Genomic DNA, 15,216 nt, shown 5'->3' with positions numbered 1-15,216 from the left:
ATTGAGATGACATTAAAAGATATTGTCGTTGGCTTCGGCACGACAGTGCGCAGTATCTGGATGATCGGCATGCACGCCTTTGCCAAACGCGAAACGCAGATGTATCCGGAAGAGCCGGTCTATCTGCCGCCGCGCTATCGTGGTCGCATTGTGCTGACGCGCGATCCTGACGGTGAAGAGCGCTGCGTTGCCTGTAACCTCTGCGCAGTAGCCTGCCCGGTCGGCTGTATCTCGCTGCAGAAAGCAGAGACGCAGGATGGCCGCTGGTATCCGGAATTCTTTCGCATCAACTTTTCACGCTGCATTTTTTGTGGCCTGTGTGAAGAAGCCTGTCCGACCACTGCGATTCAGCTGACCCCTGATTTTGAGCTGGGTGAGTTTAAGCGTCAGGACCTGGTGTATGAGAAGCAGGATCTACTGATCTCGGGACCCGGCAAATACCCGGAATACAACTTCTATCGTATGGCGGGTATGGCGATCGACGGAAAAGAGAAGGGCGACGCGGAAAACGAAGCCAAACCGATCGACGTCAAAGGGTTACTACCTTAAGGAGCCAGGTATGGAATTTGCGTTTTATCTTTGCGGACTGGTAGCGGTGCTGACGACGCTGCGCGTTATCACGCATACGAACCCGGTACACGCGCTGCTGTACCTGATTGTTTCGCTGCTGTCGATTGCCGGCGCGTTTTTTGCCATGGGTGCCTACTTTGCAGGCGCGCTGGAAATTATCGTATACGCCGGTGCCATTATGGTGCTGTTTGTGTTTGTGGTGATGATGCTTAATCTCGGCAAGCAGCAGCAGGAGCAGGAACGCGAGTGGCTTAAGCCCTCGCTCTGGGTGGGACCCGGCATCGTTTCAGCGCTGCTGCTGGTGGTGATGGTTTACGCTATTCTCACCGCCACCGATCAGGGTATTGATGGCACGGTTATCGATGCAAAAGCGGTCGGTATCAGCCTGTTTGGCCCGTATGTTCTGGCAGTTGAGCTGGCTTCAATGCTGCTGCTGGCAGGCCTGGTGGTGGCCTTCCATATCGGTCGCGACGATCGTCACGCTGAAGTGATGAGCCATCGCGTCACGGATGCGGCATCCAATAAGGAGGGACAGGCATGATCCCATTACAACATGGCCTGATTCTGGCTGCGGTGCTCTTTGTTCTCGGCCTGACCTCGCTGGTGCTGCGCCGTAATCTGCTCTTTATGCTGATTGGTCTGGAGATCATGATCAACGCCGCAGCGCTGGCGCTGGTGGTAGCGGGCAGCTATTGGGGACAGGCAGATGGTCAGGTGATGTATATCCTGGCAATCAGCCTTGCGGCAGCGGAAGCGAGTATTGGCCTGGCTCTGCTGCTGCAGCTCTATCGTCGTCGTCAGACGCTGAACATTGACACAGTGAGCGAGATGCGCGGATGAATCTTCTCTATTTAACTGTACTGTTTCCGCTAATTGGCTTTTTGCTGTTAGCGTTTTCCCGGGGCCGCTGGTCGGAGAACCTGTCAGCCGCTGTCGGAATGGGGTCGGTCGGTCTTTCAGCCCTGACCACGCTCTATGCGGGCGTGGAGTTTTTCAGTCAGGGGCAACAGCCGTTTACGCAGGCATTGTGGACCTGGATGCAGGTTGGCAACTTTGACATTAAAGTGAACCTGGTGCTGGATGGCCTGTCGCTGACCATGCTCTCTGTCGTCACCGGCGTCGGCTTCTTTATCCATATGTTCGCCTCCTGGTATATGCGTGGTGAAGAGGGCTATTCGCGCTTCTTCGCCTATACCAACCTGTTTATCGCCAGCATGGTAGTACTGGTTCTGGCTGATAACCTGATGCTGATGTACCTCGGCTGGGAAGGGGTAGGGCTCTGCTCCTATCTGCTGATCGGCTTCTACTACAGCAATCCGGACAACGGCAAAGCGGCCATGAAAGCCTTTATCATCACCCGCGTGGGCGATGTGTTCCTGGCCTTTGCGCTGTTTATTCTCTACAACGAACTCGGCACGCTGAACTTCCGCGAGCTGATGGCGCTGGCACCGGCACACTTTGCCGCCGACAACAGCATGCTGCAGTGGGCGACCCTGATGCTGCTGGGTGGCGCGGTAGGTAAATCGGCTCAGCTGCCGCTGCAGACCTGGCTGGCGGATGCGATGGCGGGTCCGACGCCGGTTTCAGCGCTGATCCATGCGGCAACCATGGTAACGGCGGGCGTCTATCTGATCGCCCGTACCCACGGCCTGTTCCTGCTGACGCCTGACGTTCTGCACCTGGTGGGCATTGTCGGGGCTATCACGCTGGTACTGGCGGGCTTTGCTGCGCTGGTTCAGACCGATATCAAGCGCGTCCTGGCTTACTCAACCATGAGTCAGATTGGCTACATGTTTCTGGCGCTGGGCGTGCAGGCGTGGGATGCGGCGATTTTCCATCTGATGACGCACGCATTCTTTAAAGCGCTGCTGTTCCTCTCGTCTGGCTCCGTTATTCTGGCGTGCCATCATGAGCAGAACATCTTCAAAATGGGTGGCCTGCGCAAGAGCATTCCGCTGGTTTATGCCTGCTTCCTGGTGGGCGGTGCCGCGCTGGCTGCGCTGCCGCTTATTACCGCAGGCTTCTACAGTAAAGATGAGATCCTGTTTGGTGCGCTGGCTAATGGTCACATCAATCTGATGGTTGCCGGTCTGGTCGGGGCATTCCTTACCTCTATCTATACCTTCCGCATGATCTTTATCGTGTTCCACGGCGAAGAGAAGATCCACGCGCATGCCGGTAAAGGCATTACCCATCATCTGCCGCTGATTGTGCTGCTGATTCTCTCCACCTTCATTGGCGCGCTGATAACGCCTCCGCTGGCAGGCGTACTACCGGAAAATGAATTTGGTGAAAACGGCAAAATGGCACTGGAGATCGCCTCAGGCTTGGTCGCTGTCAGCGGTATTCTGATTGCTGCTGCACTCTGGCTGGGCAAGCGTCAGCTGGTGACCCGCGTAGCCAACAGCGCACCGGGCCGCTTCTTCGGCACCTGGTGGTTTGCCGCGTGGGGCTTTGACTGGCTGTATGACAAAGTCTTTGTCAAACCCTATCTCGGTATCGCCTGGCTGCTGCAGCGCGATCCGCTGAACTCACTGATGAACCTGCCTGCGCTGCTGTCGCGTATTGGTAATAAAGGTCTGGTTGTCAGCGAGAACGGGTATCTGCGCTGGTATGTTGCCTCCATGAGTGTGGGTGCCGTTGTGGTGCTTGCCCTGATGCTGGTGATGTAAAGATTGATGGGCTTGGAAGAGAAGATGACAGAAACTGCTTCTCTTCCTGATAGCGAATGTGAAAATTGCCTGAATGACGAAGCGTAATCGGCGCAGCCCGTTTCGTTATCGCCAGCGCACAGCAACCGGAGCGTACTGATGTACGTAAGGATTGCAGGCACTGCCGGAAACGAAACGGGCAAGCAGGATAGCTCGAAACCAGGTTAAAAAAAGGGAAGTATGCCGTGCTATTACCTTGGCTAATAATAATACCTTTCGTCGGGGGCCTGCTCTGCTGGCTGGCTGAACGGCTTGGCGCAAAAGTACCACGCTGGATCGCCCTGATCACCATGGGGCTCACGCTGGCGCTTGGCCTGCAGCTGTGGCTGCAGGGGGGCTATTCGCTGACGCAGGCCAGCGGTCTGCCGCAGTGGCAATCAAGCTTTGATGTTGCGTGGATCCCGCGCTTTGGTATTCGCTTCCACCTGGCAATTGATGGTTTGTCACTGCTGATGGTGGTACTGACCGGTCTGCTGGGCCTGATGGCAGTCCTCTGCTCATGGAACGAGATTGAGAAGTATCAGGGCTTTTTCCACCTCAACCTGATGTGGATCCTGGGCGGCGTTATCGGCGTATTCCTTGCCATCGACATGTTCCTGTTCTTCTTCTTCTGGGAGATGATGCTGGTGCCGATGTATTTCCTCATCGCGCTCTGGGGACATAAAGCGTCGGATGGTAAAACCCGTATCACGGCGGCGACCAAGTTCTTTATTTACACCCAGGCGTCTGGTCTGGTGATGCTGATTGCGATTCTGGCGCTGGTGTTTGTGCACTACAATGCGACCGGCGTCTGGACCTTCAGCTATGAAGAACTGCTGAAAACGCCGATGTCACGCAATGTCGAATGGCTGCTGATGCTGGGCTTCTTCATCGCCTTTGCGGTGAAAATGCCGGTGGTGCCGCTTCATGGCTGGCTGCCCGATGCACACAGTCAGGCGCCGACTGCCGGCTCCGTCGATCTGGCCGGTATTCTGCTGAAAACAGCAGCCTATGGTCTGCTGCGCTTTAGCCTGCCGCTGTTTCCGAACGCTTCAGCTGAATTTGCACCGATTGCGATGTGGCTTGGCATTATCGGCATCTTCTATGGTGCCTGGATGGCGTTCTCGCAGACCGATATTAAACGTCTGATCGCCTATACCTCGATTTCGCACATGGGCTTTGTGCTGATCGCGATCTATACCGGCAGCCAGCTGGCCTTCCAGGGCGCGGTTATCCAGATGATTGCTCACGGTCTTTCAGCCGCGGCACTGTTTATTCTGTGCGGCCAGCTGTATGAACGTCTGCATACCCGCGATATGCGTCAGATGGGCGGTCTGTGGTCGCGAATCAAATGGATCCCGGGTCTGTCACTCTTTTTTGCGGTAGCGAATCTCGGCATGCCGGGGACCGGCAACTTTGTGGGCGAATTCATGATCCTGACCGGCAGCTTCCAGGTCGTGCCTGTGATTATCGTGATTGCCACCTTTGGGCTGGTGTTCGCCTCGGTCTACTCGCTGATCATGATGCAGCGTGCTTACTATGGCGAAGCGAAATCGAAAGAGCCGCTGCCGGGCATGTCAGTACGCGAATTTGCCACCATCGGCGTGCTGGTCGTGCTGCTGGTGCTGCTGGGTGTCTACCCGCAGCCGATTCTCGATACGTCCCATGCTGCGATGAGTAATATTCAGCAGTGGTTTACCGCTTCAATTTCAACTACAAGGCCGTAATTCGCCATGACAATAACTCCTCAACAATTGATCGCGCTACTGCCGCTGTTGATCGTCGGACTGACGGTGGTGGTGGTGATGCTGTCCATTGCGTGGCGACGCAACCACTTCGTTAATGCCACGCTGACCGTTATTGGCCTGAACCTTGCGCTGGTGTCGCTGTGGTTTGTTGGTCAGGCGGGCGCAATGGATGTCACGCCGCTGCTGCGCGTTGACGGCTACTCCATGTTTTATACCGCGCTGGTGATGCTGGCGAGTCTGGCGACCTGTACGTTCGCCTATCCCTGGCTGGCGGGCTTCCCGGATAACAAGGATGAGTTTTACCTGCTGGTGCTGATTGCCGCGCTGGGTGGCGTGGTGCTGGCAAGTGCCAACCATCTCGCCGCGCTGTTTATCGGTATTGAGCTGCTCTCCCTGCCGCTGTTTGGCCTGATTGGCTACGCCTTCCGGCAGAAACGTTCGCTGGAAGCGGCGCTGAAATACACCATTCTTTCTGCGGCCGCCTCGTCGTTTCTGCTGTTTGGTATTGCGCTGGTCTACGCCGATTCCGGCAGCCTGAGCTTTGTTCAGCTGGGTAACAGCCTGACCGACAGCATGATCCAGCAGCCGCTGCTGCTGGTGGGACTGGGAATGATGATTATCGGCCTGGGCTTTAAGCTGTCGCTGGTGCCGTTTCACCTCTGGACGCCGGACGTTTACCAGGGCGCGCCTGCACCGGTATCGACCTTCCTGGCAACCGCCAGCAAGATCGCTATCTTTGGTGTCATTATGCGCCTGTTTATGTACGCGCCGCTGACCGACAGCGAAGCGGTACGCAACGTGCTGGGGATTATCGCCTTTGTCTCTATCCTGGTGGGTAACCTGATGGCGATTTCGCAGAGCAACATTAAGCGTCTGCTCGGCTACTCCTCTATCGCTCATCTCGGCTATCTGCTGGTCGCGCTGATTGCGGTGAAAACGCATCAGCTGTCGCTGGAAACGGCTGGCGTCTACCTGGCGGGTTATCTGTTCAGCAGCCTGGGTGCGTTTGGCGTGGTCAGCCTGATGTCCAGCCCGTATCGCGGTCCGGATGCTGACTCGCTCTATTCCTATCGCGGCCTGTTCTGGCATCGTCCGGTACTCTCAGCGGTCATGACGGTGATGATGCTGTCGCTGGCGGGTATTCCGATGACGCTGGGCTTTATCGGTAAGTTTTACGTTATCGCATCCGGTGTGAATGCGCATCTCTGGTGGCTGACTGCTGCAGTCGTTGCCGGCAGCGCCATCGGCCTGTACTACTATCTGCGCGTAACGGTGAGCCTCTATCTCACCCCGCCAGAGCTGCATACGCGTGATACGCCTGCTAACTGGGCGTTTACCGCGGGTGGTGTGGTTGTCCTGATCTCCGCCATTCTGGTGCTGCTGCTGGGTGTTTATCCGCAGCCGCTCATCAGGCTGGTGCAGATGGCGCAACCGCTGATGTAACGATGCATTCTGCTGACGAAAATCAGGCCTCCGGGCCTGATTTTTTTTATCTGTATCGATGGCCGCTACCATCATGGTGTTACTTCGGCCGGCGTAGTAGTCTCAGAATATTGTCATTTGAAGAGGAGGATATCTGTGGAAATAGCATGGCTTGATTGCCACCACCAGGAACTGACGGCACAGCAACTCTATACGCTGCTGGCGCTGCGTAACCGGGTTTTTATTGTGGAGCAGCAGTGCCCCTATCAGGATCTGGATGGCCAGGATCTGGCTGCAGAAAACCGTCATATCCTCGGTTTTCTTGAAGGGAAGCTGCTGGCCTGCGCGCGCATACTGACACCCGCGCAGCCGGATAAGGCAGTCGTTGTGGGGCGGGTGATTGTCTCTGAAGAGGCGCGCGGGCTGAAGCTGGGCTACCGGCTGATGGAACAGGTGCTGAACAGCTGTGAAACGCACTGGCCCGGGCAGGCAATTTATCTGTCGGCGCAGGCGCACCTTGAGGGGTTTTATGGCCGGCTCGGTTTTCAGGCGGTCACTGCTGTTTACCTTGAAGATGAGATTCCGCATATCGGCATGCAGAAAATATAACGGCGAGGGAAGCCTCGCCGTTATCGTTATCAGCCCGGCGTCATCTGCCGGTCATCGGTATATTTACGCTGATCGGGCGGTGGCGGAAAATACTGGTAGAGCCAGGTTTCGCTCAGCGTCTCATCTTTGGTGCGCAGGAACAGGCGCATCTCCACAGGCGTGGTCGCATCGCTGTTCGGATACCAGTCAAACAGAATGCGATAACCGTTAATCGGTTCAACGTAGAGGATCTCTACCTGTTTGAACGTGCCTGATGAAACGGTAATGACCGGCTCAATGCCCCTGGCAGCGGCTGCTTTCAGGTCGCCATCAATGAAATCTACGGCAAAGCGGCGGCACCAGGTCTCCGGGAAATGTTCACCCGGCGCCCAGCCTTCGGGAAAACCGCCAATGCCGGTACGGGTCGCATCCACGCGCGCCAGATCGCTGCGCACCGGCGGCAGCTGGCTCCAGTAGAGCTTATAGCCAAAGTTCAGCTCGCTGCCCGCCTGAATCGGCTCCTCTGGCTGCCAGAAGCAGACCACGTTATCCAGCGTTTCCCCGGTGGTAGGGATCTCCATCAGATTAATCGCGCCTTTACCCCATTTGCCGGTTGGCTCGACCCACAGGCTCGGGCGTTTGTCGTACCAGCCAATCACATCCTGATAATTTTTAAAGTCGTGATCCAGCTGCAGCAGACCAAAGCCGCGCGGGTTTTCATCTTTATAGGCGTTGAACTGCAGGCGCTGCGGGTTATTAAGCGGACGGGCGATCCATTCACCGCTGCCGCTCCACATCGCCAGGCGATCGGAGTCATGGATCTGCGGATGGTAGGTGTTGCACATGCGGCGTTCGTTGGTACCGCAGCTGAACATACTGGTCATCGGCGCAATGCCGAGCTGACGAATCGCTTTACGTGTATAGAGGTGGTTTTCCACTTCCATCACCACGCGTTTCTCTTCACAGTGAATGGTGAATTTGTAGGCACCGGTCAGGCTGGCACCATCCAGCAGGGCATACACGACAAAGGTAGTGTCGTCTGCTTTTGGCGTTTCAAACCAGAACGCGGTGAAATCAGGAAACTCCTCCTGACCGTTGCTGAACGTGTTAACAGCAACGCCGCGGGCGGAGAGGCCATACTGATAGGTTTCATCCACGGCGCGGAAGTAGCTGGCCCCGAGGAAAGAGACGATATCACGCCGCGCCAGCTCCGGCTTTTTAAACGCGCGGAAACCGGCAAAGCCGAGATCGTTTTTACCCGCCAGCTGCTGCGTGTCGACGCCGGCGTCATGATACTTAAACAGCTCCGGGCGAAAGTGGATTTCCCGTGCTTCGCGGCTGGCCGCATCAACAGAGAACATGCGGATACGCCGTTTAAATCCCATGCCGACGTGGAAAAACTGCACGTCCAGCTCGCGATCGGCGACGTTGTTCCACAGCGAGTGCTGAGCGTCATACTGAATTTCGTTGTACGCTTGCGGCGTAAGGGTCGCCAGCGTGTCAGGCAGCGCACCGGGCGCACCGCCCCAGGGCTTTTTCGCCAGCGCGGCGGCCTTCTGTTTCAATACATCAAAATCGAAGCGCACGGCTTTGCCGTCGGCGATGCCGTCATCGGCCCATGCAGATTGCGCAAACAGCGAGGAGAGCCCGGTCATGCCACTCAGGGCTGACAGAGCGACGGACGCTTTCACAAATTTTCTACGATTCATGCCGGAATTCTAATCCTTAGCTGCTCGGGTGTATTGTGTCTGTTTCCAGACGGTTAGCGTCGGGCTACAGGGGGTTACGACAGTGGCGCAATCAAAAAATTCACTCGCCGGAAAATTTATCAGATTAATCAAATAAACGAAGCAGATTCTCTGTCGCTCAGGGGGATCCGGCCTGTTTTTACAAAGCCGTCACGTTTTTACGGAGCGCACAGACGCAATTTCGGCCAGCAAAGTTATGATTTATGGCTATAGTTAATCGACACGTTATGAACACGGAGGAACCGCATAATGTCATCTTCAGACCAATTTGATAACCGTTATGAATCAGGTATTGACGACGATCTGGCGCTGTTAACTGAAACGCTTGAAGAAGTGCTGCGCGCGTCCGGCGATCCGGCCGATCAGAAGTATATTGAACTCAAACAAAAAGCTGAGCAGGCGCTGGAAGATGTGAAGAGCCGCGTCAGTCAGGCTTCGGACAGCTACTACTATCGTGCCAAACAGGCGGCCTATCGTGCCGATGATTACGTGCATGAAAAACCGTGGCAGGGCGTGGGTATTGGCGCCGCTGCAGGCCTGTTTGTAGGTTTACTGCTGGCCCGTCGTTAATACGCTGCCGGGCGCGCGCAACGCTGCGCCCGGCTTCGCCTGCCATACTTTCTTCGCTATTTACGATCTCTTTCCCGATTTCCCTTCCTGATGATTGTGTTTACCTCGCCTGCTTTCTACAGTAAAGCGTAACCAGGACAAGGAGAATGCAACGTGATACGTGTTGAGATGCTCGCCACGGGCGATGAAGTGCTGCATGGACAAATTGTGGATACCAACGCCGCCTGGCTGGCGGACGTGCTGTTTCAGCATGGCCTGCCGATGACCAGCCGCATGACCGTGGGTGATGCGCTGCCGTCGCTGATTGATGCATTACAGAGCCGTAGCCAGGTGGCAGATGTGCTGATTGTTAACGGGGGACTGGGGCCGACCTCTGATGATTTGAGCGCGCAGGCCGCCGCGGCCGCCAGCGGTTGCGAGCTGGTGCTGCAGACAGAATGGCTGGCAAAAATGGAAGCCTGGTTTGCCAGTCGCGGTCGCGTGATGGCCGCCAGCAATCGCAAACAGGCTGAAATCCCGGCTAACGCCACGCTTATCGATAACCCTGTGGGTACCGCCTGTGGTTTCGCACTCCAGCTCAACCGCTGCTTAATTTTCTTTACGCCGGGCGTGCCGTCAGAATTCAAAGTGATGGTGGAGCAAGAGATTATTCCGCGCCTGAAAGCACGTTTTACCCTGCCTGAACCCCCGCTCTGCCTGCGCCTGACGACCTTTGGTCGCGGCGAGAGTGATATTGCGGCTGAGCTGGAGCCGCTGGCGCTGCCCGAAGGGGTCGTAATGGGTTACCGCTCTTCAATGCCGATTATCGAAATCAAGCTTACCGGGCCTGCCAGTGCGCGCGTGGCGATGGAGCAGGTCTGGCAGCAGGTAAAGCTGCTGCTGGCCGAATGTACGATTTTCGAAGGCACCGAAGGGCTGCCCGCGCTGCTGGCGCGTGAGCTGCAGCAGCGTAAGTTTTACCTCGCCACCAGTGAGCAGTATACCGCGGGCTTTCTGCACTGGCAGCTGGCCGCTGCGGACGTGCCGCTAAGCGCTGGCGAGATCCTGGCGCCGCAGGCAGAAACACTTGAAGCACAGGTTGAGCGGACACGCATGCTGGCGGCAGAGCAGGGCAGCGCTCTGGCGCTCTCTGTCAGTGAACTGGCCGAAGGAGAAATTGCGATTGCGCTGCAGACGCCTGAAGCGGGCTGGGGCCAGCGGGTGAAGTTTTCACACGGCCGCCATAATCAGGAAACCCGGCAGAAAGTGGTGGCGATGATGGCAATGAACATGCTGCGTCGCTGGCTGCACGGCAGCGAAGTTTCAACCGGACACGGCTGGATCGACATCCTGGAAACGGTAAAGCACTGATTGCGTCTGTGGGCATACCGGATACGTCAGTGCGTAACCGGTATCGATTGCAAAGAGAGCCTGGTTGCGGAAGTGACGGTGATTTGCCGCACCGGCATAAACCCCTCCCTGGGGCCTGACGCCGCGCCATCCATGGCGCGGAGGCTGCTGCAAATCACCGTCGCTTCCGCGCCCTGTGACTTCTGCATAGCTGTCAGATAACTCGCTCTTACAGCCGCACAGAAGCACAGGGGAAGAGGGGGCGTTGAATTGAGCCGGACGTCACGCGGCAGGGACGCCGCGTGCCGAGGCCCGCAGGGAGCGGGTGTTGCCGTTCCGGGCGTGTTCAGCGCCCCCTCTGACCAGAGTGGCTTTCTTGTCGCATGAACGATGTGAAAGAAAACAGACGGGGGTGGTTACAGCTCAATCTCAATCTCGCCGCGCGCTTTACAGCAGCAGGGCAAGATTTCACCCTGCTGAATAAAAGCCAGCGGGGTTTCAGCGTAATCGACTTCGCCCCGTACCAGGCGCATACGGCAGGAGCCGCAGTAGCCTTCACGGCACTGAAACTCCACGCAGAGATTATGTGCCTCAAGCGTGGTCAGCAGATTAGGATGTTCATCTGCGCACTCCAGGCGGGAGCCTGAACTGCGCAGGATAACAACAGCGCGGCTCATGCTCAGAGCTGGAAATCGTTGAAGTCGTCTTCGCCTACTTCGGAGTCGATCTGACCCACCAGATAGGAGCTAACTTCTACTTCCTGCGGTGCTACCTGCACGTTATCAGACACCAGCCAGGAGTTGATCCATGGAATCGGGTTGGAGCGGGTCTGGAAGGGCAGATCGAGACCCACCGCCTGCATACGGATATTAGTGATGTACTCAATGTACTGGCACAGAATATCTTTGTTCAGACCAATCATTGAGCCGCCGCTGAACAGATACTCTGCCCACTCTTTCTCCTGCAGTGCCGCCTTCTTAAACAGCTCGAAGCACTCTTCACGGCACTCGGCAGCAATCTCTTTCATCTCCGGATCGTCTTCACCGCTGCGCAGCAGGTTCAGCATATGCTGGGTGCCGGTCAGGTGCAGCGCTTCATCGCGCGCAATCAGCTTGATGATTTTGGCGTTGCCTTCCATCAGTTCACGTTCGGCAAAAGCGAATGAGCAGGCGAAGCTGACGTAAAAGCGAATCGCTTCCAGCGCGTTAACGCTCATCAGACAGATATAGAGCTGCTTTTTCAGCGCACGCAGGCTGACGGTGACTGATTTACCGGCAACCTGATGCGTGCCTTCGCCCAGCAGATGCCAGTAGTTGGTCATCTCAATCAGATCGTCGTAGTACTTTGAGATATCCTGCGCGCGCGCCAGAATCTGCTCGTTGGTGACGATATCATCAAACACCAGCGACGGATCGTTGACGATGTTGCGGATAATATGGGTGTAAGAGCGTGAGTGAATGGTCTCAGAAAACGCCCAGGTTTCAATCCAGGTTTCCAGCTCCGGGATAGAGATCAGCGGCAGCAGCGCGACGTTCGGGCTGCGGCCCTGGATAGAGTCGAGCAGCGTCTGATACTTCAGGTTGCTGATGAAGATATGCTTTTCGTGATCCGGCAGCGCCTGGTAGTCGATACGATCGCGTGAGACGTCGACCTCTTCCGGACGCCAGAAGAAAGAGAGCTGCTTCTCAATCAGCTTTTCAAAAATGTCATATTTCTGCTGATCGAAACGCGCCACGTTCACGGACTGGCCGAAGAACATCGGCTCTTTCAGCTGATCGTTTTTATTCTGTGAAAAAGTAGTATAAGCCATGACTAAGTCCAAAAAGTGAAGCGGGCTGGCAGCGCCAGCCCTGACATAAGTACGCGTCGCCGGTCAGATTTTGCAGGCGCCGCTTTCGCAGCCATCGTCCTGAATTGACGGGGCCAGATCGTCCTGTGCATCTTCTGCGCCATCGCGGGTGTTTTGATAGTAGAGCGTCTTCACACCAAACTTATAGGCGGTAAGCAGATCTTTCAGCAGCTGTTTCATCGGTACTTTACCGTTGGCAAAGCGGCCCGGATCGTAGTTCGTGTTTGAGGAGATCGCCTGATCGATAAACTTCTGCATCACGCCGACCAGCTGCAGATAACCATCATTAGAAGGCATTTCCCACAGCAGCTCATACTGATCTTTCAGACGCTCATACTCCGGTACCACCTGACGCAGGATGCCATCTTTAGACGCTTTAATACTGATGTGGCCGCGCGGCGGTTCAATACCGTTAGTGGCGTTAGAGATCTGCGAAGAGGTCTCTGACGGCATCAGGGCAGAGAGCGTGGAGTTACGCAGGCCGTGCGTGGTGATCGATTCACGCAGCGCTTCCCAGTCGAGATGCAGCGGCTCATTGCAGACGGCGTCCAGATCCTTTTTATAGGTATCAATCGGCAGAATACCCTGTGAATAGGTCGTCTCTTTAAACCACGGGCAGGCGCCTTGCTCTTTTGCCAGCTCATTTGATGCTTTCAGCAGATAGTACTGAATAGCCTCAAAGGTTTTGTGCGTCAGATTGTTGGCGCTGCCGTCAGAGTAGCGTACGCCGTGCTTCGCCAGGTAGTAAGCGTAGTTAATGACGCCAATACCCAGCGTACGGCGACCCATGGCACCACGCTGTGCTGCCGGAATCGGATAGTCCTGATAATCAAGCAGCGCATCGAGCGCGCGAACCGCCAGCACCGCCAGCTCTTCGAGGTCGTCGAGGCTGTTGATGGCACCGAGGTTGAAGGCGGAAAGCGTACAGAGCGCAATTTCGCCGTTCTCATCATTCACATCCTCAAGCGGCTTGGTTGGCAGCGCAATCTCAAGGCAGAGGTTAGACTGACGCACTGGCGCAATCGCCGGGTCAAACGGGCTGTGGGTATTGCAGTGATCGACGTTCTGGATGTAGATACGACCGGTTGAGGCGCGCTCCTGCATCATCAGCGAGAAGAGATCGACCGCTTTTACGCGCTGCTTACGGATGCTCTCATCTTTCTCATATTTGGTGTAGAGACGTTCAAACTCCTCCTGATCGGCGAAGAACGCATCATACAGACCCGGGACATCTGACGGGCTGAACAGGGTGATATCTTCGCCTTTCAGCAGGCGGGTATACATCAGCTTGTTGATCTGAACGCCGTAGTCCATGTGGCGCACGCGGTTACCTTCCACGCCACGGTTATTTTTCAGCACCAGCAGGCTTTCCACTTCCAGATGCCACATCGGGTAGAACAGCGTCGCTGCACCGCCGCGCACGCCGCCCTGAGAGCACGATTTCACCGCCGTCTGGAAATGCTTATAGAACGGGATACAGCCGGTATGAAACGCTTCGCCGCCGCGGATCGGGCTGCCCAGCGCACGAATACGGCCTGCGTTAATACCGATGCCGGCGCGCTGTGACACATATTTCACGATAGCGCTGGAGGTGGCGTTGATAGAGTCCAGGCTGTCGCCGCACTCAATCAGGACGCAGGAGCTGAACTGACGGGTCGGGGTGCGCACGCCAGACATGATTGGCGTTGGCAGCGAGATCTTGAAGGTGGAGATCGCGTCATAAAAGCGCTTGATGTAGCTCATGCGCGTATCGCGTGGATAGTTTGAGAACAGGCAGGCTGCGACCAGGATATACAGGAACTGCGCGCTCTCATAGATCTCACCGCTGACGCGGTTCTGCACCAGATATTTTCCTTCCAGCTGCTTAACCGCAGCGTAAGAGAAGTTCATATCGCGCCAGTGATCGATGTAGCTGTCCATCAGCTCAAACTCTTCGGTGCTGTAATCTTCCAGCAGGTGGCGGTCATATTTGCCCAGCTCCACCATTTTCACGACCTGATCGTAAAGCTTCGGTGGCTCAAACTGGCCATAGGCTTTTTTACGCAGATGGAAGATAGCCAGACGTGCTGCCAGATACTGGTAATCTGGCGCATCGCGCGAAATCAGATCGGCTGCGGCTTTGATGATGGTTTCATGGATATCAGAGGTTCTGATGCCATCATAAAACTGAATGTGGGAGCGCAGTTCAACCTGAGAAACTGAAACATTGTTCAGTCCTTCAGCCGCCCAGTCGAGTACACGGTGAATTTTATCGAGATCAATGCGTTCCTGACGGCCATCGCGTTTGGTGACGAGCAGACTTTGGTTCATGTCGCGTGTTTACCTGTCCATGAAATAGGAAATTATCCCCTAACTATTCACAAGGTCTATGCACAAGCCGCTCGCTGTGAGTAAGCCTGTGGATAAACACTATATATAGGGGGTTCGGGAAGTTTTACTAACTATATGGTGAGTATTTTAGTCAGCATTCTTTGCTTAACAAGAGTTGATTTTTGGCAAAGAATCAGTCCTGGTAGCCGGGAAAAATCCTGGATCCGCGTGGCATAAGGCCTGGGTTAGCTGTCAACGGCTTCATACTTTTTTTTAATAGTATGACTGAGCGCGTAAATCTCAATCAAAGGCGCGGAACCCGTCATTAAGGCAGAGACGAAACGGAGAAGATCGGCTAGCGGGGATGAAGAAGAGAGGCGCGCTCCGCAGAG

The 15,216-nt window shown here is 55.7% G+C and carries 13 protein-coding genes; 9 read left to right on the top strand and 4 right to left on the bottom strand.

Going from position 1 to position 15,216, the window contains the following annotated elements:
• The first annotated feature begins 6 nt into the window (after positions 1-6).
• The 7 genes from nuoI to B4M48_RS12355 all read left to right on the top strand — a co-directional run bounded on the left by nuoI (position 7) and on the right by B4M48_RS12355 (position 7,039).
• Positions 7-549 (top strand): NADH-quinone oxidoreductase subunit NuoI, encoded by a 543-nt coding sequence (gene nuoI, locus B4M48_RS12385; protein WP_039385566.1) that lies wholly within the window; start codon positions 7-9, stop codon positions 547-549.
• Positions 550-559: 10 nt separating this feature from the next.
• Entirely contained in the window at positions 560-1,111 is a 552-nt protein-coding gene (nuoJ, locus tag B4M48_RS12380; protein ID WP_039385563.1) for an NADH-quinone oxidoreductase subunit J, read from the top strand.
• Positions 1,108-1,410, top strand: a complete 303-nt coding sequence (nuoK, locus tag B4M48_RS12375) for an NADH-quinone oxidoreductase subunit NuoK (protein WP_013509877.1) — start codon at positions 1,108-1,110, stop codon at positions 1,408-1,410. The genes nuoJ and nuoK overlap by 4 nt, the downstream gene beginning before the upstream one ends.
• Positions 1,407-3,242, top strand: a complete 1,836-nt coding sequence (gene nuoL, locus B4M48_RS12370; protein WP_039385555.1) for an NADH-quinone oxidoreductase subunit L — start codon at positions 1,407-1,409, stop codon at positions 3,240-3,242. Before nuoK ends, nuoL begins: the two co-directional genes overlap by 4 nt.
• A gap of 224 nt (positions 3,243-3,466) precedes the next feature.
• Complete coding sequence (gene nuoM / locus B4M48_RS12365) at positions 3,467-4,987, top strand: NADH-quinone oxidoreductase subunit M (protein ID WP_039385553.1); 1,521 nt, start codon at positions 3,467-3,469, stop codon at positions 4,985-4,987.
• Positions 4,988-4,993: 6 nt separating this feature from the next.
• Entirely contained in the window at positions 4,994-6,451 is a 1,458-nt protein-coding gene (nuoN, locus tag B4M48_RS12360; RefSeq protein ID WP_288656823.1) for an NADH-quinone oxidoreductase subunit NuoN, read from the top strand.
• A gap of 135 nt (positions 6,452-6,586) precedes the next feature.
• A complete protein-coding gene (locus B4M48_RS12355; RefSeq protein ID WP_039385547.1) occupies positions 6,587-7,039 on the top strand; it encodes a GNAT family N-acetyltransferase in 453 nt (150 codons plus the stop codon).
• Positions 7,040-7,068: 29 nt separating this feature from the next.
• Here the strand turns inward: B4M48_RS12355 and B4M48_RS12350 are convergent, their stop codons facing one another.
• Positions 7,069-8,727 carry a glucan biosynthesis protein D gene (locus tag B4M48_RS12350; RefSeq protein ID WP_039385544.1) on the bottom strand — a complete coding sequence of 553 codons (1,659 nt, stop codon included), beginning with the start codon at positions 8,725-8,727 and terminating at the stop codon, positions 7,069-7,071.
• Between the two features lie 288 nt (positions 8,728-9,015).
• Here B4M48_RS12350 and elaB point away from each other — a divergent pair, with 288 nt between their 5' ends.
• A complete protein-coding gene (gene elaB / locus B4M48_RS12345) occupies positions 9,016-9,336 on the top strand; it encodes a stress response protein ElaB (RefSeq protein WP_039385541.1) in 321 nt (106 codons plus the stop codon).
• Positions 9,337-9,489: 153 nt separating this feature from the next.
• Complete coding sequence (locus B4M48_RS12340) at positions 9,490-10,686, top strand: nicotinamide mononucleotide deamidase-related protein YfaY (RefSeq protein WP_039385538.1); 1,197 nt, start codon at positions 9,490-9,492, stop codon at positions 10,684-10,686.
• Positions 10,687-11,081: 395 nt separating this feature from the next.
• Here B4M48_RS12340 and yfaE read toward each other — a convergent pair whose 3' ends face one another.
• The 3 genes from yfaE to nrdA all read right to left on the bottom strand — a co-directional run bounded on the left by yfaE (position 11,082) and on the right by nrdA (position 14,824).
• Positions 11,082-11,342, bottom strand: a complete 261-nt coding sequence (gene yfaE / locus B4M48_RS12335) for a class I ribonucleotide reductase maintenance protein YfaE (RefSeq protein WP_039385536.1) — start codon at positions 11,340-11,342, stop codon at positions 11,082-11,084.
• 2 nt (positions 11,343-11,344) lie between these two features.
• Positions 11,345-12,475, bottom strand: a complete 1,131-nt coding sequence (gene nrdB / locus B4M48_RS12330; RefSeq protein WP_039385534.1) for a class Ia ribonucleoside-diphosphate reductase subunit beta — start codon at positions 12,473-12,475, stop codon at positions 11,345-11,347.
• Between the two features lie 63 nt (positions 12,476-12,538).
• Positions 12,539-14,824, bottom strand: a complete 2,286-nt coding sequence (gene nrdA / locus B4M48_RS12325; protein ID WP_039385532.1) for a class 1a ribonucleoside-diphosphate reductase subunit alpha — start codon at positions 14,822-14,824, stop codon at positions 12,539-12,541.
• Positions 14,825-15,216 lie beyond the last annotated feature (392 nt).

It is taken from the genome of Pantoea sp. UBA6567, assembly GCF_002434165.1.
GTDB classification, from domain to species: domain Bacteria; phylum Pseudomonadota; class Gammaproteobacteria; order Enterobacterales; family Enterobacteriaceae; genus Pantoea; species Pantoea eucrina.
The sequence above is the reverse complement of the archived record's forward strand: the minus strand, read 5'-3'. Positions and strand labels throughout refer to the sequence as shown.

What these genes read in the sequence shown, in the direction of transcription:
- nuoJ (WP_039385563.1), top strand. Translation starts at nt 560, where the DNA reads ATGGAATTTGCGTTTTATCTTTGCGGACTGGTAGCGGTGCTGACGACG.
- nrdB (WP_039385534.1), bottom strand. Translation starts at nt 12,475, where the DNA reads ATGGCTTATACTACTTTTTCACAGAATAAAAACGATCAGCTGAAAGAG.
- nrdA (WP_039385532.1), bottom strand. Translation starts at nt 14,824, where the DNA reads ATGAACCAAAGTCTGCTCGTCACCAAACGCGATGGCCGTCAGGAACGC.
- nuoK (WP_013509877.1), top strand. Translation starts at nt 1,108, where the DNA reads ATGATCCCATTACAACATGGCCTGATTCTGGCTGCGGTGCTCTTTGTT.
- yfaE (WP_039385536.1), bottom strand. Translation starts at nt 11,342, where the DNA reads ATGAGCCGCGCTGTTGTTATCCTGCGCAGTTCAGGCTCCCGCCTGGAG.
- elaB (WP_039385541.1), top strand. Translation starts at nt 9,016, where the DNA reads ATGTCATCTTCAGACCAATTTGATAACCGTTATGAATCAGGTATTGAC.
- nuoN (WP_288656823.1), top strand. Translation starts at nt 4,994, where the DNA reads ATGACAATAACTCCTCAACAATTGATCGCGCTACTGCCGCTGTTGATC.
- nuoL (WP_039385555.1), top strand. Translation starts at nt 1,407, where the DNA reads ATGAATCTTCTCTATTTAACTGTACTGTTTCCGCTAATTGGCTTTTTG.
- nuoI (WP_039385566.1), top strand. Translation starts at nt 7, where the DNA reads ATGACATTAAAAGATATTGTCGTTGGCTTCGGCACGACAGTGCGCAGT.
- B4M48_RS12350 (WP_039385544.1), bottom strand. Translation starts at nt 8,727, where the DNA reads ATGAATCGTAGAAAATTTGTGAAAGCGTCCGTCGCTCTGTCAGCCCTG.